The sequence below is a fragment of the Methylophaga sp. UBA2513 genome (assembly GCF_002341285.1).
GTDB classification, from domain to species: domain Bacteria; phylum Pseudomonadota; class Gammaproteobacteria; order Nitrosococcales; family Methylophagaceae; genus Methylophaga; species Methylophaga marina.
The window spans coordinates 12164-33721 of the sequence record NZ_DDNT01000019.1 but is presented as its reverse complement, the minus strand read 5'-3'; the positions used below and the strand labels follow the sequence as shown (position 1 = coordinate 33721).

21 protein-coding genes are annotated in these 21558 nt (G+C 43.1%); 8 read left to right on the top strand and 13 right to left on the bottom strand.

Annotated features, from left to right (window positions below):
• The first annotated feature begins 10 nt into the window (after positions 1-10).
• From B3V56_RS11185 to B3V56_RS11175, 3 genes are read left to right on the top strand one after another with little or no spacing between them, the layout of a single operon-like run.
• Positions 11-931 carry a GGDEF domain-containing response regulator gene (locus B3V56_RS11185; RefSeq protein WP_289284295.1) on the top strand — a complete coding sequence of 307 codons (921 nt, stop codon included), beginning with the start codon at positions 11-13 and terminating at the stop codon, positions 929-931.
• 32 nt (positions 932-963) lie between these two features.
• Complete coding sequence (locus B3V56_RS11180; RefSeq protein WP_289284294.1) at positions 964-3054, top strand: two-component system response regulator; 2091 nt, start codon at positions 964-966, stop codon at positions 3052-3054.
• A 42-nt stretch (positions 3055-3096) separates the two neighbouring features.
• Entirely contained in the window at positions 3097-3324 is a 228-nt protein-coding gene (locus B3V56_RS11175) for a cysteine-rich CWC family protein (RefSeq protein ID WP_289283053.1), read from the top strand.
• A 180-nt stretch (positions 3325-3504) separates the two neighbouring features.
• Here B3V56_RS11175 and B3V56_RS11170 read toward each other — a convergent pair whose 3' ends face one another.
• From B3V56_RS11170 to B3V56_RS11155, 4 genes are all read right to left on the bottom strand, one after another.
• Complete coding sequence (locus tag B3V56_RS11170; protein ID WP_286304614.1) at positions 3505-4275, bottom strand: hypothetical protein; 771 nt, start codon at positions 4273-4275, stop codon at positions 3505-3507.
• Between the two features lie 281 nt (positions 4276-4556).
• Positions 4557-5969: an efflux transporter outer membrane subunit gene (locus B3V56_RS11165; RefSeq protein ID WP_289283054.1), complete on the bottom strand. Its 1413-nt coding sequence runs from the start codon at positions 5967-5969 to the stop codon at positions 4557-4559.
• Positions 5966-9136: an efflux RND transporter permease subunit gene (locus tag B3V56_RS11160; RefSeq protein ID WP_286304612.1), complete on the bottom strand. Its 3171-nt coding sequence runs from the start codon at positions 9134-9136 to the stop codon at positions 5966-5968. The genes B3V56_RS11165 and B3V56_RS11160 overlap by 4 nt, the downstream gene beginning before the upstream one ends.
• A gap of 6 nt (positions 9137-9142) precedes the next feature.
• Complete coding sequence (locus B3V56_RS11155; protein ID WP_286304611.1) at positions 9143-10312, bottom strand: efflux RND transporter periplasmic adaptor subunit; 1170 nt, start codon at positions 10310-10312, stop codon at positions 9143-9145.
• 182 nt (positions 10313-10494) lie between these two features.
• On the opposite strand from B3V56_RS11155, the gene B3V56_RS11150 reads away from it, so the two are divergent.
• From B3V56_RS11150 to B3V56_RS11140, 3 genes are read left to right on the top strand one after another with little or no spacing between them, the layout of a single operon-like run.
• On the top strand, positions 10495-11160 hold the full coding sequence (locus B3V56_RS11150; protein WP_289283057.1) for a response regulator: 666 nt from the start codon (positions 10495-10497) through the stop codon (positions 11158-11160).
• A complete protein-coding gene (locus tag B3V56_RS11145; protein ID WP_289283058.1) occupies positions 11157-12530 on the top strand; it encodes an ATP-binding protein in 1374 nt (457 codons plus the stop codon). Before B3V56_RS11150 ends, B3V56_RS11145 begins: the two co-directional genes overlap by 4 nt.
• On the top strand, positions 12514-13053 hold the full coding sequence (locus B3V56_RS11140; RefSeq protein WP_289283059.1) for a DUF3750 domain-containing protein: 540 nt from the start codon (positions 12514-12516) through the stop codon (positions 13051-13053). Before B3V56_RS11145 ends, B3V56_RS11140 begins: the two co-directional genes overlap by 17 nt.
• Positions 13054-13077: 24 nt before the next feature.
• Here B3V56_RS11140 and B3V56_RS11135 read toward each other — a convergent pair whose 3' ends face one another.
• Both B3V56_RS11135 and B3V56_RS11130 read right to left on the bottom strand, forming a co-directional pair.
• On the bottom strand, positions 13078-14169 hold the full coding sequence (locus tag B3V56_RS11135) for a DUF748 domain-containing protein (protein ID WP_289283060.1): 1092 nt from the start codon (positions 14167-14169) through the stop codon (positions 13078-13080).
• 282 nt (positions 14170-14451) lie between these two features.
• A complete protein-coding gene (locus B3V56_RS11130) occupies positions 14452-15468 on the bottom strand; it encodes an amidohydrolase family protein (RefSeq protein WP_289283061.1) in 1017 nt (338 codons plus the stop codon).
• Between the two features lie 160 nt (positions 15469-15628).
• Here B3V56_RS11130 and B3V56_RS11125 point away from each other — a divergent pair, with 160 nt between their 5' ends.
• Positions 15629-16081, top strand: coding sequence for a protein tyrosine phosphatase family protein (locus B3V56_RS11125; RefSeq protein ID WP_289283062.1), 453 nt, complete (start codon positions 15629-15631; stop codon positions 16079-16081).
• 35 nt (positions 16082-16116) lie between these two features.
• On the opposite strand, the gene B3V56_RS11120 is transcribed toward B3V56_RS11125, so the two are convergent.
• The 4 genes from B3V56_RS11120 to B3V56_RS11105 are packed head-to-tail and all read right to left on the bottom strand — an operon-like array spanning position 16117 to position 18426.
• Complete coding sequence (locus B3V56_RS11120) at positions 16117-16590, bottom strand: nuclear transport factor 2 family protein (protein WP_289284293.1); 474 nt, start codon at positions 16588-16590, stop codon at positions 16117-16119.
• 22 nt (positions 16591-16612) lie between these two features.
• On the bottom strand, positions 16613-17212 hold the full coding sequence (locus B3V56_RS11115; protein WP_289284292.1) for a glutathione S-transferase family protein: 600 nt from the start codon (positions 17210-17212) through the stop codon (positions 16613-16615).
• A 56-nt stretch (positions 17213-17268) separates the two neighbouring features.
• Entirely contained in the window at positions 17269-17829 is a 561-nt protein-coding gene (locus B3V56_RS11110; RefSeq protein ID WP_289283066.1) for a pyridoxamine 5'-phosphate oxidase family protein, read from the bottom strand.
• Positions 17830-17880: 51 nt separating this feature from the next.
• Positions 17881-18426 carry a carboxymuconolactone decarboxylase family protein gene (locus tag B3V56_RS11105; RefSeq protein WP_289244294.1) on the bottom strand — a complete coding sequence of 182 codons (546 nt, stop codon included), beginning with the start codon at positions 18424-18426 and terminating at the stop codon, positions 17881-17883.
• Positions 18427-18550: 124 nt separating this feature from the next.
• Between B3V56_RS11105 and B3V56_RS11100 the strand changes: the two genes are divergently transcribed.
• Positions 18551-19450 (top strand): LysR family transcriptional regulator, encoded by a 900-nt coding sequence (locus B3V56_RS11100; protein WP_289283067.1) that lies wholly within the window; start codon positions 18551-18553, stop codon positions 19448-19450.
• Between the two features lie 53 nt (positions 19451-19503).
• Here B3V56_RS11100 and B3V56_RS11095 read toward each other — a convergent pair whose 3' ends face one another.
• From B3V56_RS11095 to B3V56_RS11085, 3 genes are read right to left on the bottom strand one after another with little or no spacing between them, the layout of a single operon-like run.
• On the bottom strand, positions 19504-19947 hold the full coding sequence (locus B3V56_RS11095; protein ID WP_289284291.1) for a DoxX family protein: 444 nt from the start codon (positions 19945-19947) through the stop codon (positions 19504-19506).
• Positions 19934-20695, bottom strand: a complete 762-nt coding sequence (locus tag B3V56_RS11090; protein ID WP_289284290.1) for a DNA-binding domain-containing protein — start codon at positions 20693-20695, stop codon at positions 19934-19936. Before B3V56_RS11090 ends, B3V56_RS11095 begins: the two co-directional genes overlap by 14 nt.
• Positions 20688-21530 (bottom strand): DUF692 domain-containing protein, encoded by an 843-nt coding sequence (locus tag B3V56_RS11085; protein ID WP_289284289.1) that lies wholly within the window; start codon positions 21528-21530, stop codon positions 20688-20690. The genes B3V56_RS11090 and B3V56_RS11085 overlap by 8 nt, the downstream gene beginning before the upstream one ends.
• Positions 21531-21558 lie beyond the last annotated feature (28 nt).

The window sequence follows — 21558 nt, the reverse complement described above, 5'->3', positions numbered from 1 at the left end:
ACAAGGGTACATGCACGTATTAATTGTGGACGATAATGATATTGACTGCTTCACTATGAGTAGCTTTGTACAAAAGACTGGAATGAATGCCCTCAAGTCGAATAATGCAACACAAGCGCTTGAAATAATCTCAAACAGAGATACCACCCCGGAAATCATTGTTGTTGACTGGATGATGCCAGAAGTCAATGGCCTGGAACTATGTCAGAACATCAGAGCGCTGAACTTAAGTCTCACGCCATATATCATTATGGTTACCTCCAATTCACTTGGCCAAATTGAACAAACAGCACTAGACGTGGGGGCTGATGATTTTATTGAAAAGCCTATTCATGGTGCCGTATTTATCGCTCGGTTACGAGTAGGTGAGCGTATTGTTAAGATGCAACAAAAGCTTTTATCACTGGCCGATACCGATGAGCTGACCGGCTTATTAAATAGACGCGCTGCCATTAAGGCCTGCGAAACACATCTTGCCAGACTAGCCCGTTCTGATAAATCGATCAGTCATTGTCTTATCATCGCTGATATTGATTTTTTTAAACACATTAACGATACCTACGGTCATCAAATTGGTGATCGCGTATTAATCGATGTATCCAATCGGATGCGAAATAGCATTCGGCCTTTCGAAACCGCTGCCCGGTTCGGCGGTGAAGAATTTTTAATTTATTGTGAAGCGACGGAGGCAGAAGCCGATATTATTTTGAGAAGACTTCGTCAAGCGATTGCTTCATCTGAATATTGTTACAACAATATATCCATCAACGTGACGATGAGTTTTGGCTGTGTCGTCATTAACAAACACGATACCAAGCACACCATCAATGAATTTATAAAAAAAGCCGATGATTTATTGTATGAAGTGAAAAATGACGGGAGAAATGACTATAAACTGGCGTCTTACTCTTCTATAGAAGGTAGTGAATAATCAGATTGTGAATTTACTAATGAGTGAATGACATGAGTTCGGAACGAAAAATTTTAATCGTTGATGATGACCCGGTCATTATTCTGGAGTTATCTACTGTTTTAAAAAGTTTAGGGGATATCTATGTGGCTAACTCAGGCGCAAGTGCCATAGCTACGGCTCGGGATATCGTTCCTGACATCATCTTATTAGATATCGGACTCCCAGATATCGATGGCTTCGATGTTTTAACTGAACTCAGCAACAATGCACAGCTGAAACATATCAACGTCATTATCGTCACCGCACATGGCGAATTTGATAACCACTTTAAATCCTTATCGAACGGTGCAGTAGATTTCATCAGCAAACCAGTCAACAAACATCTACTGGAAAAAAAGATTGGCTCAATACTCAATAATCGCAGCAATATTACCTGCAGCGTTGAATCAAAAGCACAATCGCAACTCGAGCAACTCAAAAACCAATTTGTGCATCTGTTAAGCATGCTCACTGAAGCAGTCATCATCACGGATGTCGAAGGCAATATTGAGCTCGCAAATGACTACAGCCAGTCTTTGTTTGCATACAAAGAGCTTACCAATAAAAACATACGAGATTTTATACCCGCCGAACAACTTGCTCATCATGAAGAGTCATCAATTGTTAAGGAGCAAAGCGACTTCACCCCCATATTCAAACAGATGGATTTGAGAAAACAAAATGGTCAAATTATCGAAGTCGAAGTAGGCGTGTCCTTACATAAAAGCGAACAGGGTTATCACTTCCTATACGTCATCCGTGATCAGGTTGAGAAACGATTAACCCAAGCCCGTTTACTCAAAGCGGCACTGTATGATTCATTAACGGGGCTTTATTCCAGAGAAGCGCTGGAACTTGATTTAGAAAAAACCTATGGCAAGAAAAGCAACAAAGCGCGATATCTTGGCTGTCTGCTGAATATTGATAGGTTTAACGAATTAAATGCTGTTTATGGTCATACCCACTGCAATCAGTTACTCATCGATGTCGCCAGCGAGCTCAAGCAATTGATGCTACATCTGCCCGTTAGAATCTATCGTGTCGGTGGTGATGTATTTATCATCAAATCAATCCAACCTATTGAAAAGGTTCACTACGCTAAGATAACAGATGCCATTCAAGATGCCTTTTCTGTTTTATTAGACTCAGTCAGTCAGCAAGTTAAGCATAAGTTATCGATCAGCGCCGTCATGTCTTTATTTGAAAGTGACATTGTCAAAAATGGCGCCATGTTACCTATGCTGGAAGATGCACTGAAAAACTATAAACAAACCGGGAAATCTGGTGAGCTCATATTTGTAGAAAACACCAACTATGGCAGAACTGTGAAAGTCGCAGCGCTGGCTCAGTCCATGTTAAGTGGCCTGGATTACTCAACGCTGAGTGTCGTCTATCAACCGAAAATCAATGCCTCCAATCAGGTGGATTCTGCTGAAGCACTATTACGTTGGGATAACATACATTCAGAACCACTCAATCTATTAGATTTTATCGGTGTGGCAGAAAGTACAGGTGTGATAATAGACGTTGGCTATTTTGTGCTTGAGCAAGTGTGTGAAATGCTCAAATTGATTCGACAGCGCGTTCCAGACTTTCACAAAAAAATATCAGTTAATCTCAGTATTCGACAACTCGCTGATACCAAGTTAGTTGACACCTTCGAAGCCATTTGTAAAAAGCATAATGTGCCCACTCACCAGATTATTTTCGAGGTGACAGAATCAGTCATGGCAGAGAATATCAATCTGTTGACGTCAGTTATTCATGCTCTCAAAACAGCCGGATTTGGGGTTGCGATTGATGACTTTGGTACAGGACAATCCAACCTGAGTTATATAAGCCAATTGCCAATTGATGAATTAAAAATCGATAAATCGTTTATTGACAAAATTAATACTGAGAAAGGGGAATACCCGATCGTTGATACGGTGATATCAATGGCCAAAGCCTTAAAGTTAAAAGTGGTTGCAGAAGGGGTCGAAACAGAAATTCAAACACAGTATCTCCGCTCGAAGTCTTGTGACTTGATTCAGGGCTTTTATTTTTACAAACCGCTGACACTGACAGACTGGCTTGAACTTATATCACCAGCGGATTATTAGGGCTGGAGACAATGTGAGTCGACTGGATAAAATTCATCACATATGACTGAGAGTCAAAGCGTCTGCACTGACAGATGTCCCATATGTGGTGGTCCAAACGCTTGTGGCAATTTATCAGTCGATAGTAACCCGGCTGATTGTTGGTGTCATAAAGCGGATATGATAATTAGCCAGACCCTTTTAGAGCAGGTACCTTCAACTCAGAGAGGCAAAGCCTGTATTTGTCAGCAATGCGTTATCAGACAAGCAGCAGATATGCCTAGCAAGTAAATATTTTACTTATTAAGACAGATAAATATAAAAGCTTGGGAGGCAATCATTTTTTACCTCAAGATTAAATAACTAAAAACGGTCGGGATTTGTTTTGTTATATACGACTTCGTTTCTCTCTAAGCTAGTTTGAAAAAAAATAATAAATCATTTATCGGAACTGGTTTCTGTAAGAATTGATTAAATTGCAGTTATATTGATGTCTAAACATACATCTGGACGTTTGCCATTGCGAACAGGATGATCAAGCACATGTAGGCCATATATGTGATCATGCCAGCCCGCTGGGCTATGATTCTGTCTAATACGCATTTCTTCCATCTTACGAAGTTCATTTTGATCATTCCATTCTCTTACTGCTAACATTTCGCCACACCATGAGTTATTGGTCAGTAAGTCATTGATATCATCTAGATACATAATAGTGACGGGGAGGTAAAGCTCAGGATTATTATGTTTAAAAAGCTCAAATACAGATAAGGTTGAAGAGTAAAGGTCTACATCTACAGCAACAAAACCAACCGGTGCGTCATTAGATAAATGTTCTTGACAGAAAGGTTCTATCGTATCAGCAATATTTCCTGAAATGAGTTGAGCATTTTCAGGCAATTTTTTTCTTATCTCATCATGGTCAACAAGGAACTGTCCTTCATGCCATAGCTCAGGATGATCCTTATATCCACTTGATAGTGCTGGCATACCAATATCTGAATCGAAGCCATAAATATCATATTGCATGTCTGTAGATTTAGTCATGATGGCGCAGATGTCACACAGGTTTATCAGTCCGGCGCCAGTCGCAACGCCAAATTCAAATATATTCAGCTTTTTTATACCGAGCTCTTTTGCTTGAAGTGTAGCAAGCCATAGACCGAATGCATATGCTGGTCTGCCAATCTTATCGTTGAATATCTGTTCCGCAATATTATCGACATCTTTAAACTTTTTCACGTCACTTTCCTTCGTAGTAGATTCAATCAAACATGTTAGATAGTCTGCTTATGGCAATGGTCAAAACTATCTTCTTTTCAAAGATAATTTAAGCAGAATAAATGCAGCACAAAAATATCACACAATGAAGAACTATTGTGATACCGGATTTGTAGGGGATAAGCCATTTTCAGCAGCTATTGTGAAGTGGCTTAATGCAAACAGCAAATTCGGCTCTAAAATCAGTGACAACAACCAACGCCATTTAATGGCACTAATGGTGCGCCAACGCCCTCATAATATTAACGCTGCTGAGGTTTGACTTGCCAGCCACCACCTAAGGCTTTGTAAATAGTGACTAAATTAAGCCCTGAAGTAATTTCGCTATTTGCTAAGGTATCTTCTGCTTCCAGTAATGTTCGTTCAGCATCTAGCACATCAAGAAAATTATCATAGCCACTATCAAAGCGATTTCTGGCCATGGTGGCAGATTGTTTTGCCGAAGCCGCAGCTTCTTGCAATTCAGCACGCCGTTGTTCCTCGTTAGAAAAATCACTCATCGCGGACTGTAATTCTTCAAGTGCTGATAATACTGTCTTCTCATATTGTGCCAGCGCGACTTTAGTTTGGGCATTAGCTTGATCGACATATGCTTTCAAGCGATCACGATCAAAGACTTGCCAACTGATCGATGGACCAATTGAGCCAGCGAGGGCTGTGGTACCAAAGCTACTCAAATTAGTAGAAATAAAACCTAAAGAGCCAAGAATACTGACCTTGGGAAATAAATCCGCCACGGTCAGATTATAATCCGCCACACTGGCCGCCAATGAACGTTCAGCTGAGCGGATATCTGGGCGTCGGGTAAGCAACTGTTGCACGTCACCCACGGCTACTGTTAGCGGTAATGTCGGTAGAGCCTTAGTCTCAGACAAACGACTACGTAAAGCATCTGGTACTTGCCCTGTTAAAACAGAAAGACTGTTTATGGTCGAATCTATCTGCGCTCTTAATGGTGGAATCGTGGAGCGAGTCAGACTGAGTTGTGTTTTGGCACGACTCACATCCAGAGCACTGGCGCCACCGGCATTCAATATCCTTTCTGTTAATTCAAAGGTTTCATTTTGATTTTCAGCATTTCGCTCAGCAATATCCAAACGATACTGTGCCCCGCGTAGAGTAAAGTATTGTCTGGCGACTTCTGCGGCGACACTGACATACATTTGTTGCAAGTCGGCGGCGATAGCTTGTTCCTGAGCCAGTTGTGACTCAATGCCATAGCTGACACGTCCAAAAATATCTAATTCCCAATTGGCATCAAAGCCTGCTTCATAGATATCAGCAGCGCGAGTGTTCGCATTTTGTGTTTCCTCAGAATACAGGTTACGACTATAACCACCGTTTGCATCGACTGTCGGGTATCTATCTGAACCCACTGCTCTGGATAAAGCACGAGCCGCCTGTAGGTTCGCCAGTGCAATCCGTACATCCAGATTATGTACTAATGCTTTTTCAACGAGTTGCGTTAATTGTGGATCCTGAAAAGCTGTCCACCAATCTGCGATAGGTTGCTGTGCATTAGCAAACTCGTAGGTGTCATCACTCAGTTGTGTCGCTTCAACCGTCTTATCCGTCGTGGGTGACTGATAATCTCGAAATTGAGCACAGCCAGTGATGGACAGGCTAATTAAGGTACACAAGATCATTTTGTTCATGATTTTTCTCCTGTCGCCTGTTCAGGTTTGAAGTAAAGCGCAACCCGACGACAAATCACATAAAACACTGGGGTAAATATTAACCCGAAGAAGGTCACGCCAAGCATGCCTGAAAATACTGCGATACCTAATGCCTGACGCATTTCAGCACCAGCGCCTTGGGCGATGGCCATGGGCACAACACCTAGAATGAAAGCGAAGGATGTCATCAAAATAGGGCGTAAACGTAGTCTGGCTGCTTCAACGGCTGCATCCCAGACAGAACGTCCCTGACGCTCCAGCTCTCGGGCGAACTCAACAATCAATATAGCATTTTTTGATGCTAAACCTACCAGCACGACCAAGCCTATTTGCGTCAGGATATTGTTATCCATCTTCGCCAGATACACACCGGTGATGGCTGATAACAGACACATCGGTACAATCAGGATGATAGAGAACGGCAATGCCCAGCTTTCATATTGCGCAGCCAATAATAAGAACACAAACACAACAGCCAGTAGGAAAGCCAAAGCAGCAGTATCACCGGTTGCTTTCTCCTGATAGGCAATTTCAGTCCACTCATAACCAATGCCATCAGGCAGAATTTTTTCTGCTAGTTCTTCCATGGCATCAAGTGTTTGGCCACTACTGAAGCCTTCCGCACTACTGCCCATAACACCTGCTGCTGGATATAAGTTATAGCGTGGCACTCGAGAAGGGCCAGAGGTATCACGCACAGTGGCAAACGAGCCTAACGGCACCATATCGCCATTAGTACTTCTGACACGGATTCGAAGTGCATCATCTACGGATAAACGATCCTCAGCTTCAGCCTGAGCAGTTACTCTAAATGTCCGACCTAAATAATTGAAATCATTAACATAGACTGAACCAATAAACACTTCCAATGCCTCAAACACATCAGGCACAGGTACGTTCAGTCGTTCCGCTTTATTACGGTCAATATCCAAATAGATTTGCGGATTATTAGTATTAAAGAAAGAATAAACAGCCGTAGTAGCAGGGCTATCAGGGCTATTTGCCGCAGCGGCCATATCGGTTGCTGCTTGCTCTAATACTTTTAAGCCACGGCCACCACGATCCTGCAGCATCATCTTGAAGCCGCCAGCACTACCAATACCGGGCACAGGAGGGCGTTCAAATACCGCCACCTTGGCTTCTTTGAAGCTGGCAGCCACAGCACGCATATCACTTAAGATAGTCTGATATTCAATGCCTTTAGCTATACGATCTTCAAATGGTTCTAGTGGTGTAAATATCACGGCGGCATTAGATTGAATGGTTCTTGTCGCGCCAGAAAACCCTGTAAAACCAACCGCGTTTTTCAGACCGGGTACGGCTAACATTTCTTCAGTCACCGCCTGAACCACTTTATCCGTAGCATCAAACGAGGCGCCGTCAGGCAATGTGATAGCAACAATCAACGAACCTTGATCTTGTGACGGAATAAACCCGGTCGGAACACGGTTAAATTGAAATGCGGTTAAGGTCATCAGGCCCGCATAAATCACTAACATAATCAGTCCCATGCGAATGGTTTTACCGACAAACCAGCCGTAGCGATTTGATAAGCCTTCCATACCACGGTTGAAACCATTGAAAAATGCTTTTACCGGTGAGCGGTACCATTTAACGGGTTTCTCTGGTTTATCCTGATCGTGTGACTTCATCAAAATGGCCGCGAGTGCTGGTGATAAGGTCAGTGATACAGCGACCGAGATCATGGTGGCTACAGCGATGGTAATACCAAAGGCTTGGTAAAACTCACCTGAAATGCCTTCAAGGAACAGGGTAGGCAGGAATACAGCAACCAAAACCAGCCCCATGGCAATTAATGCTGAACCTACTTCATCCATAGTTTTACGAGCTGACTCACGAGGGGATAGACCGTTACGCAGATTCCGTTCCATGTTTTCAACGATGACTATCGCATCGTCCACCACGATACCAATCGCCAAAACAAGACCAAATAAAGTCAGGTTGTTCAACGAGAAACCAATGGCTGACATAACCGCAAACGTACCAATAAGAGATACTGGAATAGCCACAATAGGGATAATCGCTGCACGCCAGGTTTGTAAGAAAACCAGAATAACAATGACCACCAAAAAGACGGCTTCATAAACGGTCATTTTTACTGCATCAACCGATTGTTCGATAAAGTCTGTCGGGTTGTAGGCAAACTCATAAGTCATGCCTGGTGGAAATTCAGCCGCGATATCTTCCATTTCGGCTTTGATCTGATTGGCTGTTTCAATCGCGTTGGTACCAGGACGTTGGAAAATAGGCAAAGCGACGGCTTGTTTTCCACCTAAATACCCTTTGGTGATGTAATCCTGAGCTGCTAGTTCTATTCGCGCCACATCACGTAGTCGAACAATACGACTATCATCACTGGCTTTAACAATGATTTCACCAAACTCTTCTGGTGTCGTTAATCGACCTTGTGTCTGGACGATGTACTCGTAATAGTTCTGATCGGGTTGTGGTGCACGGTTTAAGGTACCACTGGCGACCTGAACATTTTGATTACGGATAGCAGAGATAACATCACCCGCCGCGATATCATACGACTGCATTAAGTCAGGTTTTAACCAGAGACGCATCGCATAATCTGAGGCACCATAAACAGGGACTTCACCCACACCATCAATACGACGAATACGATCACGTATATTTAATACGCCATAGTTAGCGAGATAATTTTGATCGTAGGTGCCATCTGGTGAGGAGAGATTGATAACGATCATCAGATCAGGTGAGTTTTTCTTGGTAGTCACACCTAAAGCACGGACACTTTCTGGTAATTTGGCTTCAGCGATAGCGACACGGTTTTGAACTAATACTTGGGCTGTATCCAGATCCGTTCCCAGCTCAAAGGTAATGCTCAACGTCATTGAACCATCGGCAGAGGATTGTGAGTACATATAAAGCATGCCCTCAACCCCGTTGACTTCCTGCTCAATCGGTGTTGCCACCGTTTCAGCCACTGTCTCTGCGGTTGCACCAGGGTAGGTTGCTGATACTTGAATAGTCGGTGGGGCTACTTGTGGGTATTGCTCAATAGGCAAACTCAAATAGGCCATATAGCCAATAATGACAACGATAATGGAAAGTACCGAAGCAAAAATAGGCCTATCAATAAAGAATTTTGGAAAATTCACAGTCGCTTATTCCTTATCAGTTTTTGAGATGTTCGTTGTGTCTTCAGTGGCTTGCTTACCTAAAACATCGAGAGGCTTCCACTCAAGTTCGACAACATTAGGTGTCACTTCCTGACCACTGGCTCGAATACGTTGAATACCGTTCACAACGACTTTTTCATTACCGGTTAGGCCGGTGCTGACCACAATCAGATCGTTTTCAAGTAGATTGCCGACAGTGACATATTGACGTTTGATGGCATTATTCTCATCGCTGATATAGACGAATTTTTTATCCTGATCTGTATTGATGGCATTCTCGGGCACCAGTATGGCGTCGTAGTTAGCACGACCTAACAAGCGAGCACGCCCAAACAGACCTGGGTAAATAATGCCGTCATCGTTGTTCACTGTTGCGGTGGCCTGAATAGTACCGGTGGCGTTGTCGACCACATTGTCAACAAAGTGCATTTTGCCTTCGTGGTAGAACTTATCTTCGTCCATCAGTTTGATATAGATAGGGTTAGGACTGGAATCGCTGCTGGGGCGTTGCCCTGCACGGTCAAGACGCAGGTATTTCAGCAAGTCAGCTTGCGATCCTTCAAATCGGAAGTGAATAGGGTTGGTACTGACGATACGGGTCAAAATGGTCTGATTTTCTTCAATCATGTTGCCAATATCGACGTAGCTATCACTGATTTTACCGTCGATGGGCGAAGTGACTTCTGTGAAGCCTAATTGTAGTTTGGCATTATTCAATGAAGCTTCTGAAATTTGAAGTTCCTGGAAACGTCTGTCGACTTCTTCCTGAGAAATCGCATTGGATTCACGCAACAGATGGGCGCGATCCAATTCTTTTTTGGCGAGTTCATGCTGAGCCTGAATTTGTTTTAGCTCATAACGAAAAGGACGAGGGTCAATCACATACAGGACATCGCCTTTCTTAACTTGTTGACCATCCTTAAATTTCTTCTCGATGAGATAGCCGGTTACTCGTGCTCTTAAATTAACATTATTGATGGCTTCAAAACGGCCTGTAAACTCATCCCAATCAGTCAGTTTATGTTGAAGTGGAATTGCCACATCCACCTCAACAGGAGGGGGAGCAGCCTGTTCAGTAGGTTGATTCTCAGGCTCGGAACAAGCAACTAACATTAACGAAAAAGCAGATATGAGTGTTAAAGGAATGACTCGCATGGTAAACATCTCTTATAAAAAATTTAATTGGGTTACTGGCTAGTTAATCAGAGCAACATATACACGAAGCTGTGTAATTTACATCAAGTCTATGAGTCAAACATTAGCTCTACATTATGTCGTTTTTAATATTCACTTAATGTTAATAACCATAATAAGTGTGTAATTATTGGGAATCATGTATGTATATTTTACTGGTTGAAGACAATGACATCGTCGGTGATGGTATCAAACAGGGGCTGGAAACATTAGGCCACAGCACCGACTGGGTAAAAGACGCTCATACCGCCAATCAGGCTATTCAGCATGTGAACTATGATGTCGTGATACTTGATTTAACATTACCAGATTACGATGGCATGACATTACTGACCAAGTGGCGTCAAAATAAAATATTACTGCCTGTACTTATCCTGACAGCACGAGATGCTATCCCGGATAGAGTCACCGGTCTTTCTGCTGGTGCCGATGATTATCTGACGAAACCCTTCGACTTTGATGAGTTAGTGGCGCGATTACAATCCATCACACGCCGTATCGCTGGCCGGGCAGATAATGTGATGACTTTCGAGCACATTAGTTTCAATCCCACTAAAGGTGAAGTCAAAGCGAATGGTCTTCCCGTCAAGTTATCTAAAAGTGAACTGATTGTGCTTGAAGCCTTGATGCATCAACCAGGAAAAGTGGTGAACACGGAACAATTACAAGACAGACTTTATGGCTGGGCTGAGGGCGTGGCAAGTAACGCTGTCGCAGTACATATTCATAATTTGCGTAAAAAGCTGGGTACGGATCTCATTTGTACTGAACGCCGTTTAGGCTACTTTTTAGCCGTGGATAAACAATGAAAGGTAGCCTAAGAAATAAACTCCTACTGTCGGTATTTTTAGTCACCGGTATTTTATGTTTGGCTATCGGTCCATTCATGTACCACACCATTAAAAGCGATGTGAAACAGATTCTGGATGATCGCTTAGCCGCCTCAGCAAAAATGTTGTCTCATATTGTTCATCAATACGATGTAAAGAATGAAAAGCCATCCTCATCATTAACCAATGAACTGATTCAACAAATAGAAAAAAATAGAGAAAATACAGAGGTCATTGTCTGTAATGTCACTCGTATTGATGGCGAATTAATTATCAGCACTGAAGATGATAACCGTGATGTCTTAACCTCTGTCAAAGATGGCTACAGCTTCGTTCGGGATAATGGCACTATCTGGCGCGTATTCAAATTAACCGAGCACGGCATTTCAGTCACGACTGCCGAGAAGCTGGATAAACGTCGTCAACTCTTTAATATCGTCTTGATTGGGGTAGTGATTCCCTGGGTACTGGCTGTTTTGACGCTGATTATCTCTCTGTATTTTATTATTCAGCGCGTATTTAAACCCATGACACAGCTACAGGATCATTTTGATACCCATACGGGCAGCAGTTTGACACCCATCGAAATTGACGATGTGCCAAGTGAAGTCAAGGGGGTGATTGCCGGTTTTAATGCTTTGTTGGCTAGAGTCAAAACCGTGCTGGAAAGTGAACGTCGCTTTACTGCAGATGCTGCTCATGAACTGCGTACACCGTTGGCAGGCATTACGACCCAACTACAAGTCGCCATGCTCAAACAAGGTGCGGAAGCGGACTGCAATCTGAAACAAGCCAACCTGGCGGTTAAACAGCTAACAGAACTGCTTGATCAATTATTAATGCTGGCAAGGCTCGATGCCGAGCAGATGGCAGCGATCACGGCAAGCAGCAGCGCTAGTGAAATCACTAGCAAAGCATTAACGCCGCTTCACTCTATGATCAAAGAAAGTCAGGTAGAAATTCATAAAATTATTCATAGCGATCAGGATTTATTTTTGCCACAAGAACTCGTCGCTGTTGCCATCAGAAATGTCATAAAAAATGCCATTCAGTTCTCGGTGCCAGAACAGTCGGTGTCAATCCTGGTGACAGAACAAGATGATTTTGTGACCTGGAAGATAACGGATGAAGCAGGGGGCATTGATGCTGAGTTACTACCCAATGTCACTAATCGTTTCGTGCATGACAAGAAAAAAGGTAACTTCGGGCTGGGCTTGAGCATCACCAAAGCCATCGTCGATATTCTCAATGGTGAGTTAAATATTGCCAATACAAAAACCGGTTTACGCGTTGAAATCTCTTTACCACATTCCAGTCAAGCTTTGGGTCGTGATGACACGTTTACTTAATGTTGTGACATCCTTTATGTTGGTGGTCGCCTTGAGTGCTTGTACCTCTCAGGACTGGCGAACGGCCAGCCGTGAACCAGCAGGCATTGCAGCTGATCCAAATAAAGAAAAACAAGCCATTATCGAAGTCTATGCTGCCGATGCGTTTAGCTGGCGTGGCTGGTTCGCTGTACATTCCTGGATAGCAATAAAACCAGAAAATGCGGCAACATATACGGTCTACGAAGTGGTGGGCTGGCGAGTAAAACGTGGTTTACCTGCATTGCGTGAGTTTCAAACCACGACACCAGACACCTATTGGTATGGTGCCAGAGCCGAAAAAATCTTGTCTCTAAAAGGAAATAAAGCCGCCGAATTGATTCCTGAAATTAAAACCGCAGTAGCCAATTACCCTTGGGCAGATGAGTATTCTTTATTTCCTGGTCCGAATAGCAACACTTTTCCGGCCTGGGTAGGCTTACAAGTTACTGAACTCGGACTAAAAATGCCATTTCGAGCCATTGGCAGTGGTTACGCAGACTAAGCTGTTTATCACTAAACAAACACACTATTCTTGTCGAAATTGTTTATCGTAGGCTTCCACAAAAGCATTATGCAGTATGGATAAGAAAGCTTGCCATGGACTGATATTCTCCTGATCCAAGCTACCACTGATTTGAATCTCGGCAGCAATTCTGTCCTTAGGTTGATTACGGAAAATTTGTCCCAATGCGGCCATAACTGATTCCCACACAACATTAATGAGTCCCTCATCACTGTCTTCACTAAGATCTAAGATGGTCACGTTATCTAAAATGGGCCGGGCATAGCCGTTCAACTGACCATCCTCAGCTTTAAGGGACATTAACAACTCACCCTGACCTGACTCCATATTAAAGTTGGCATAAGCTTCAGTCAGTTCATTGAGTTTGACGGCATCCACATTTTCTACTTTTAATTTAATATCAAAATTGCGAAATCTTCCAAGCGGATTCAGCTTTCCATCGATAGATAACTTAGCCGTTTCTAGCACTGTTCCTTCAAAAGATAATGCCGAATGTTTGGCATCATCACGATTGCTCAAACCAGTAAACTGTCCATTCAAATCGCTCAATACAAGGTGAACGGGCGGCTCAGATTGAAAGTTGTGGAAATGAAGCTCTCCTTGTTTTATAGCAAGACGTTCAATTCTAATCGGTAGCAGTTGTTGCAACATATCTCGCCAATCGGTGCCTGCACCTGTTTGCACCTTCTCATCATTTGCATCCACAAAATGTACTTCAGGTGCGATTAGCTCTACATCAGCTACCACTGCACCATGGAAGAGTGCAGACCAGCTAATTGAGAGGTCGATGCTATGTGACTCAAAGAAGGTCACAGGAATATCTCTATCTGTTTTAACAATATTAATAGTGTTTAAGGTATAGGCCCCACGCCAGAGCGCAATATCGACATCCTCAATATGTGCACTGTAGTTGCCCATATTGGCTAGTTTTTTATTGAGGTAGTTTTTGACTAATGTTGGTAGCGCCAGCTGGGCAGCCACGAGTAAAACAACAAGTGCAATAGCCAAGATAAGAATAGGCTGTGCTTTTCCATTCTGCTTATAAAAGCTCTGTGCGTATCCTGCGCATTTATTACCAACTCGACGATTTGGCATGACTCACTCCTTAATGACTATGCAGTGGGGGCTGAATTTAATTATTTGATAATTAAACGAACTTCACACCTGTTTCAAAATATAACAATTTTACGGTCTTGGCTGGGCTTTTCTGTCTCATCTCAACGCATAGTCGGTTAACAATCGTGGTAAATCATAGACGCGTTACAATCAAATTATGAATGCAGAGAAACCACTTTTTGTTTCATAACGTCGCTACAGAAAGAGATACACTTAAGATGTTTAGTGTCTTGCTGTGAATGAAGCTGGACAAAACCTTTATCATTCCTTAATCGTATTTATATCTTTAGAGTCAGGTAACAGCGTGAGAAAGTTATCATGAGCAATCGCTTTTGCTACGTCCTCTGGTAGTGCATCTAATACCGGATCAAAACCATGCATAATTTTACCAACATTATCAAAACTACCGACCACATCACTGCCAATCACAAAACGAGTCGGATACTCTTCAAGTAACGCCAGCCATTTAGCTCTGGGCTTACCTTTTTTATCCAATAAGTAGGGGTCAAGCATGGTCCACGATAAATCGATAGTCAGGTTATCGTATTTATCTAATAACTCTTTGAGTAAGGGACGAAGAAATGCCAACTCTTCCTGATGACGATGTAACTCTTTACTGGTGCCAGCATGAGCCCAGATAAATTTCACATCAGGATTCTTTTTTAACGCTTCTTCAATTTCTTCCTGATATAGCGGATTACGTTCACGTTGAGACGTGATATTGCTATGAACTAAGACGGGTAGATCATGTTCTGCAGCCAGCTTATAGACTTTCATCATCGCTTCACTATTGGCTCGAGGCGCGCTGCCATGTATTAAAGCGGTGAGATCGTCATGACGTGTAAACACTTCACCAATGCCTTGCCAAAATCCTGGGTTAAGCTCTAATGCACGACGGATATGGTTCACCGCATTTTTATCATCTGGGTTAAAGCCAGATAAGAAAGGAATAAAGCGTTTCTGTTGTTCAGTACTTAGATTTTCTATCGCAGCGTGTAGCTCAAGATCAGTGCCGCTATACCAATAAATCGGGGCATCATCCCCAGCATAATAGCGTGGTTTTTTGGGTTCATTTTCATCCCATGTCTTGGCAACGGGAATCCCCATAATGACAGCCTGGCTTATATCACTCTCATCCATCACCTTCAGTAAGGCCGGCATGCCATCTGTTTCCTGAAAAAAATCGACGTAATGTAAATGTCCATCTATATAGTCACGTGCTGAGACAAGCTGACTTATCAGCAAGCACGAAAAAGCGAATCCTGTTTTTAACTTCATTGTTATTGTTCATTCTATTTTTATTATTAAAGGTATTCAGAGTGTCAATTCAACAAAGAGTTCACAAAGAGTCGCCATGCCGTTGCTTATCCAATATGATTCATGTTAACAGGTCATGATAATCTTAAAGCGCCATAACAAGAAATGGAGTATTTCGATAATGGAAACCACCATTAAGAATGCGTTGAATGTGACACCTAACATTGCCAGTTCTGCACAACCCACTATCGACGAGTTTGAGCAAATTGCAGAGCAGGGGGTTCAAGTCATCATCAATCTGGCGATGCCTGATTCTACGTCAGCTATTGAAAATGAAGGCAGTATCGTCACCAGTCTAGGTATGACGTATATCCACATACCTGTGCCATTTGACGACCCCGGTCAGACTCATTTAGAGCAGTTTCTTAATATTATGAAAGCATTTTCAGCGCATAAAATCTGGGTTCACTGTGCCATGAACTACCGTGCATCTGCTTTTTTATATCTTTATCTTCGTATTGTTGAAGAGAAACCTGTTTTTGAAGCAAAACGTGCTTTATTAACTGAGTGGTTACCCAACGAAACATGGGCCACTTTTATCAAAGATTCAGAATCACTGTTATTGCCAGAGTGAAAAAAGCTCCGAACTAAAAGTCCGGAGCTGCTTGTTTATAAGTTTAAATCACTCAAACTCGGGTGATCATCAGGACGTCTGCCTAATGCCCAATGAAATAAACGATCGGATTCTTTAATCGGCAAGTCATTGATACAAGCAAAGCGACGTTGCATCAGACCTTGCTCATTAAATTCCCAGTTTTCGTTACCATATGAACGAAACCAGTTGCCACTATCATCATGCCATTCGTATGCAAATCGCACAGCTATGCGATTTTGTTCAAATGCCCACAGCTCTTTTATTAGACGGTAATCGAGTTCTCTTGCCCATTTCTTTTGCAAAAAGTCTTTGACTTGTTCGCGACCACGAGGAAATTCAGCACGGTTACGCCAGATAGTATCTTCGGTATACACCTGTGCCACACGATCCGGGTCACGGCTGTTCCAGGCATCTTCAGCCATACGCACTTTTTGTGTAGCCGAGGCTTCATCAAATGGCGGAAGAGGGGGCTTAATATCGGTTGTCATAGTGTTGTTCTCCAAAATAGATTTATAAATGAATGCCTGGCATGGATATATAGTTTGGTAAAGCTTCAAACCGTGTCAGCCACGCAGTGATGTTCTGATAGGGACTAAGATCGACCTGGCCTTCATGTGCTAAAGCCAGATAGGGATACATAGCGATATCTGCAAGACTCAGTCTGTCGATGACTAGCCATTGTTTATCAGCTAAGTGACGGTCAATGATGTTCAGCAGTTTTGTCGTTGTATCTGTAGCGTGTTTAAGGTCGATAGGTCGGCCCATTTTATGATGCAGACGTAATCTGGCCGGGCCATTTTGTAGCTCATTGGCTGCTGTCGATAACCATGATGTGATATTAGCTAACTCAGCAGGATCATCCGACCAAAACCTGTCTTCACCATATTTTTTAGCTAAATACACCAAAATAGCCTGGCTATCACGAATGACAATACCTTGATCATCAATCACCGGTGCCTGACCAAATGGATTTAACTTCAAGAAGTCGTCACTTAACTGTTCAGATGTGCCTAAATCCAAATCATAGGTCTGATAATTCAAGCCTAATAAAGATAACATCAGCCGTACTTTATGGCAGTTACCCGATAATGCAATATTGTATAAAATCATTAGTTTTGTCGCTCTTTTAAAAGGCAAATAAAATAGCTTTTTCAAACAATTACACGCTAATCATCAACTAAAAACTGTGCAAACTCATCCTGAGTATAACGAGGTGTAATGTACTTCGGACAGTTCCAGTCCATCGCGTCAATGGTGATGACAATGCCACGCTCAACAGGTGCTCTGAACTCAGCGAGTTCAAGTTGTGCCATAAAGCCAGCGTATTCGGCTTCTTGAATCACTTCAGCATGACCCCAGATTTTCAGGCGGCGAGTTTGAGCATAATCCATCAAAAACAGACAGACTTTACTATTACCCTGAATATTGCCTGCAGTGAGGTACTGTCGATTACCACGAAAGTCAGCAAAACCAATCTGTTTATCACTCAGTACCTTGAGAAAACCTTTGGGTCCACCTCGATGCTGAATATACGGCCAGCCATCATCATTACTTGTGGCAATATAAAAACTATCCCGTTGTTTGATGAATTGCTCTGTTCGCTTATCAATACACACATCATCGGTATCACCTTGCTCGAATACCTGATACGTTTCCCGGCTACCCATTTCAGACTGTAACTGTTTTACATTGTCTGTAAACGCGATTTTTGCAAATGCTCTGGCCATAACACCTCCTCAGAATAGTTGCCCGATCGGCAAAAGACCGGGCAATATCCGTTAAGCCGCCTGATTCAGTTCAACTTTCGGGAAGTCGATATCTACCCGACTGGCCTTACTCAGAATATTGGTTAATAAATTCATGCCCGTGTGGGTAATGACTTCAACAATATCGGCATCAGTGAAACCAGCATCACGCATTTCCTGCACTTCGGCATTGGTCACTTCGCCTGTGTGTTCAGCTAATGTCCGTGCAAACTTCACAGCAACAGCGGCTTTGGCATCCTGACTGTCGCCCTGGCGATTGGCATTGATTTCATCGGTATTTAAACCAGTTTTACGTCCAATAGCGGTGTGAGCTGATAAGCAATAGCCACATTCATTTTTCTGAGCCAGCGTCAGCGCAATTCGTTCACGTGTGGCGGCGTCCAAAGAGCCATTACCAGCAATATGATGAAAACCCAGGAACGCTTTTAAGGCATCCGGTGAGTTAGCAAAGACCCGAAGGAAGTTTGGCACAATGCCCAGTGATGATTGGATAGCAGCAAATAATTCAGCTTGTTCATTGTTGGCAATATCATCAGTGATGGTTTTGATTCTGCTCATGTTTGTTCTCCTGTTATCAGTAAATAATGCTGTTGTGTTTCCAGCGAGAACATTATTCGCTATTATCAGAAATATAATAATCAGCCAAATGATTAATTAACTATTGCATAAAGTGGAATAATGAATGGACCGACTACATTTAATGACTGTCTTCGTGGCCGTGGTTGAGAATGAAGGCTTTGCCAGTGCTGCACGTAAACTCAGACTTAGTCCTCCAGCCGTTAGTCGCGCCGTTTCAGAACTGGAAACACGTCTCGGTGTGAAGCTATTACACAGAACAACCCGCCACCTGCAAATCACCGATGCAGGCCAGCGTTACTACAAAGATACCAAGCAGATTGTCGCTCTATCTGAAGAAGCAGATGATGCCGTCAGAGGCAGAAATGCTACGCCGAGAGGAATGGTCAGAATTACCGCCTCAGTATTATTCGGGCGGCTATATGTGATGGATGGCATTATCAGCTATTTAAAAAACTATCCTGACATGCAGGTGGATGCTTTATTCGTTGATCGTGTCGTCAATATGCTGGAAGAGGGTGTCGATGTCGCAATTCGAATTGGTGAGTTACAGGATTCATCCTATAAAGCCATCAAAGTCGGGGCTATTCGTCGTGTTCTCTGTGCGTCAACGGCATATCTGAAAGAATATGGCTATCCAAAAAAACCAGAAGATTTATCCAATCACAAAATCATTCTGGCCAGAGGACTCAGCCCCAGTAATGAGCTTAAGTTTATTGATAAAGGCAAAGCAAGCAGTGTCAGGGTTGACCCATTCTTAGCTGTCAGCGATAACTTCTCGGCAGAAAAAGCTGTATTAGCGGATATGGGGATATCACGCTTCCTGTCTTATCAGGTGGCAGAGAGCCTGGAGAGTGGGGCATTAAAAATCATTTTGAGTGATTACGAGCATCCACCCGTGCCCGTGCATGTGGTGCATAGAGAGGGTCGCTATTCTTCAGCCAGAACAAAATCCATGATTGACTGGATGGTAGAGCACCTACGTTCACAAACATCATTGAACTAAAACAAAAGGAGGCAGTGACTCATTGTCACTCACCTCCTGATGCCGGTTGAATATTAGTGACTGTTAAAAACAAATCTATCCACGGCTATTTTTCCAGGGCCCCATAGTATTAAAGCAAACAGCAACCCACCCCAGATAATATGTAGTAATAACGCTGCCGGTGGCATGTCTGCGAGGCTAAAAACTGCCACAATATTAAAGATAAACAAGCCGATAGCGGCGACCGGAGTGATTAAGCCCATGAGCAGCAACACGGGTAAAGCAATCTCTGTGGCCGTGCCAAGATAAGCCGCAATATCATGTCTTAAAAAAGGCACCATATATTCATATTCAAATAAAAACAGGGTCGACTCCCAGTCTTTTAATTTGTTAAAACCAGCAAAGAAAAAGACAGAAAACAAGTAAAACCTGACGCCCAGTAACGTTAAAGATTCAAGTACCGAACGTGCTTTTGTCAGATGTCCCAGATATGGGACGTGTAAATTAAGATAAGTCATCGTATTTCTCCTGATAGAAACCAGTGACAAGTCCTTCACTGGTGGATTGTTGTAACCACGTTTCAAAATCAAATTGAGGATTAACCTGGTCCAGTGCATCAGATATACCTTGACTAGAAAGCGTCAGCTTGATCCAATCAAGTTCTGTCTCATCCAGTTCACGAACATTGGCTTTCCAATGTGGCCGCCAAACCAGAGCATGTTGACCTGCACCGTCTGTGAGTTTGTTTTTTGCCTGCTGAAGAAAGGATTGGCGTTGATTTTCATCTCGGGAGTGATGTGCCAGCCAGATATCCACAACAGGATAGCTGGATTCAAGTAGCGTCACACCAGCACAATATTGCAGTTTAAGACTTGCCAATTCCGTCTCTGAGGCAATCTCAAATCCCATGACATTCTCGATATCACTGGCTCGTTCAGCGTGATGGCAAAGCCAATCCAGCCGGGCACAATCAGCAATAAAAGCATAATCACCCAGGCTAGCTTGCTGCTCTAACCAGTCAGGAAATGTTTTGCCCCATACACCCCAGTCACCTTCCTCTAACATTTCATACTGGATAAAATCTTTAATCAGCGAGTTAAAGACGTCCTCACCAAGCAATGGCACAACGGTTGGGTAGGTAATAGCTAAGGCTCTGTTAGCATTCATTAGCAGATTATTTCTGTAAATAGACAGTACCTCAGAGCCAAAAGATGACTCACCCTGATGCCAAAGGGCCTGTAATAGGTCTGACTGATAATTAGCCATGACCTGACACCTGATTGGCATAATCTTTAGCCATGGCGGCTTGAGTGGTGAGCTCAGACCAGTCAGGCAACTTGGTATCCCATTCAATTAAGGTGGGCACCTTACCAAAACGTTTGATGGCTGCTGAAAATGCTCTCCAACATTCATCACTCACGGGTCCACTATGATCATCAATCCACATCTCAGCTGAGGGCTCAGCTATTCCGGCTAAATGGATTTCACCGACAACGCCAGTATCTAACTCAGATATGAATTCTAAAGCGGCCTCTAAAGGTGACGGGGACTGCTGATTGACAGCGTTTACTTGAATGTTATGAACATCCAGCAACATCGCACAGCCGGTTGATTGACAAAGTAAATTGAAAAACTCTGTTTCGGGTATGACAGAGCCTGAGATAGGTAAATACGATGAAATATTTTCAATCAATAGTTGCTGACCAAAAATATCCTGCACGCGTCGAATGTTACGACACATGACGTTCAACGTTTCTTTATCAAACCGGATCGGAAGCAAATCACCAGCATGAACGGTATGGCCAGCCTCATTCGACCAGCTAAAACAAGCGTGATCAGATACTAAAAAGGGTGAATAACGTTCAATCAACCGCCGCATCTTTTGGATATGGGCAAGTGGTGGGGGAGTTAAAGACCCCAAACCGAGCGAAGTCCCATGAAAGCTTAGCTTATAATTCTCAGCAATCATCTCCAGGATGACATGTGACACACCACCATCAGCAAAAAAATTCTCAGTATGCACTTCAACGAAATCTACGGAGGCTGATTGCAAAGCCGCTTCGTAATGTTTGGAGCGAAGCCCCACACCCACTTGCATCATCTCAGCCTCCATAGGTTCGCACATGGTC

Bases quoted from the DNA above. Each gene is read 5' to 3' on its own strand.
- B3V56_RS11185 (WP_289284295.1), top strand. From the start codon at position 11: ATGCACGTATTAATTGTGGACGATAATGATATTGACTGCTTCACTATG.
- B3V56_RS11180 (WP_289284294.1), top strand. From the start codon at position 964: ATGAGTTCGGAACGAAAAATTTTAATCGTTGATGATGACCCGGTCATT.
- B3V56_RS11175 (WP_289283053.1), top strand. From the start codon at position 3,097: ATGACTGAGAGTCAAAGCGTCTGCACTGACAGATGTCCCATATGTGGT.
- B3V56_RS11165 (WP_289283054.1), bottom strand. From the start codon at position 5,969: ATGAACAAAATGATCTTGTGTACCTTAATTAGCCTGTCCATCACTGGC.
- B3V56_RS11155 (WP_286304611.1), bottom strand. From the start codon at position 10,312: ATGCGAGTCATTCCTTTAACACTCATATCTGCTTTTTCGTTAATGTTA.
- B3V56_RS11150 (WP_289283057.1), top strand. From the start codon at position 10,495: ATGTATATTTTACTGGTTGAAGACAATGACATCGTCGGTGATGGTATC.
- B3V56_RS11145 (WP_289283058.1), top strand. From the start codon at position 11,157: ATGAAAGGTAGCCTAAGAAATAAACTCCTACTGTCGGTATTTTTAGTC.
- B3V56_RS11140 (WP_289283059.1), top strand. From the start codon at position 12,514: ATGACACGTTTACTTAATGTTGTGACATCCTTTATGTTGGTGGTCGCC.
- B3V56_RS11135 (WP_289283060.1), bottom strand. From the start codon at position 14,169: ATGCCAAATCGTCGAGTTGGTAATAAATGCGCAGGATACGCACAGAGC.
- B3V56_RS11130 (WP_289283061.1), bottom strand. From the start codon at position 15,468: ATGAAGTTAAAAACAGGATTCGCTTTTTCGTGCTTGCTGATAAGTCAG.
- B3V56_RS11125 (WP_289283062.1), top strand. From the start codon at position 15,629: ATGGAAACCACCATTAAGAATGCGTTGAATGTGACACCTAACATTGCC.
- B3V56_RS11120 (WP_289284293.1), bottom strand. From the start codon at position 16,590: ATGACAACCGATATTAAGCCCCCTCTTCCGCCATTTGATGAAGCCTCG.
- B3V56_RS11115 (WP_289284292.1), bottom strand. From the start codon at position 17,212: ATGATTTTATACAATATTGCATTATCGGGTAACTGCCATAAAGTACGG.
- B3V56_RS11110 (WP_289283066.1), bottom strand. From the start codon at position 17,829: ATGGCCAGAGCATTTGCAAAAATCGCGTTTACAGACAATGTAAAACAG.
- B3V56_RS11105 (WP_289244294.1), bottom strand. From the start codon at position 18,426: ATGAGCAGAATCAAAACCATCACTGATGATATTGCCAACAATGAACAA.
- B3V56_RS11100 (WP_289283067.1), top strand. From the start codon at position 18,551: ATGGACCGACTACATTTAATGACTGTCTTCGTGGCCGTGGTTGAGAAT.
- B3V56_RS11095 (WP_289284291.1), bottom strand. From the start codon at position 19,947: ATGACTTATCTTAATTTACACGTCCCATATCTGGGACATCTGACAAAA.
- B3V56_RS11090 (WP_289284290.1), bottom strand. From the start codon at position 20,695: ATGGCTAATTATCAGTCAGACCTATTACAGGCCCTTTGGCATCAGGGT.
- B3V56_RS11085 (WP_289284289.1), bottom strand. From the start codon at position 21,530: ATGATGCAAGTGGGTGTGGGGCTTCGCTCCAAACATTACGAAGCGGCT.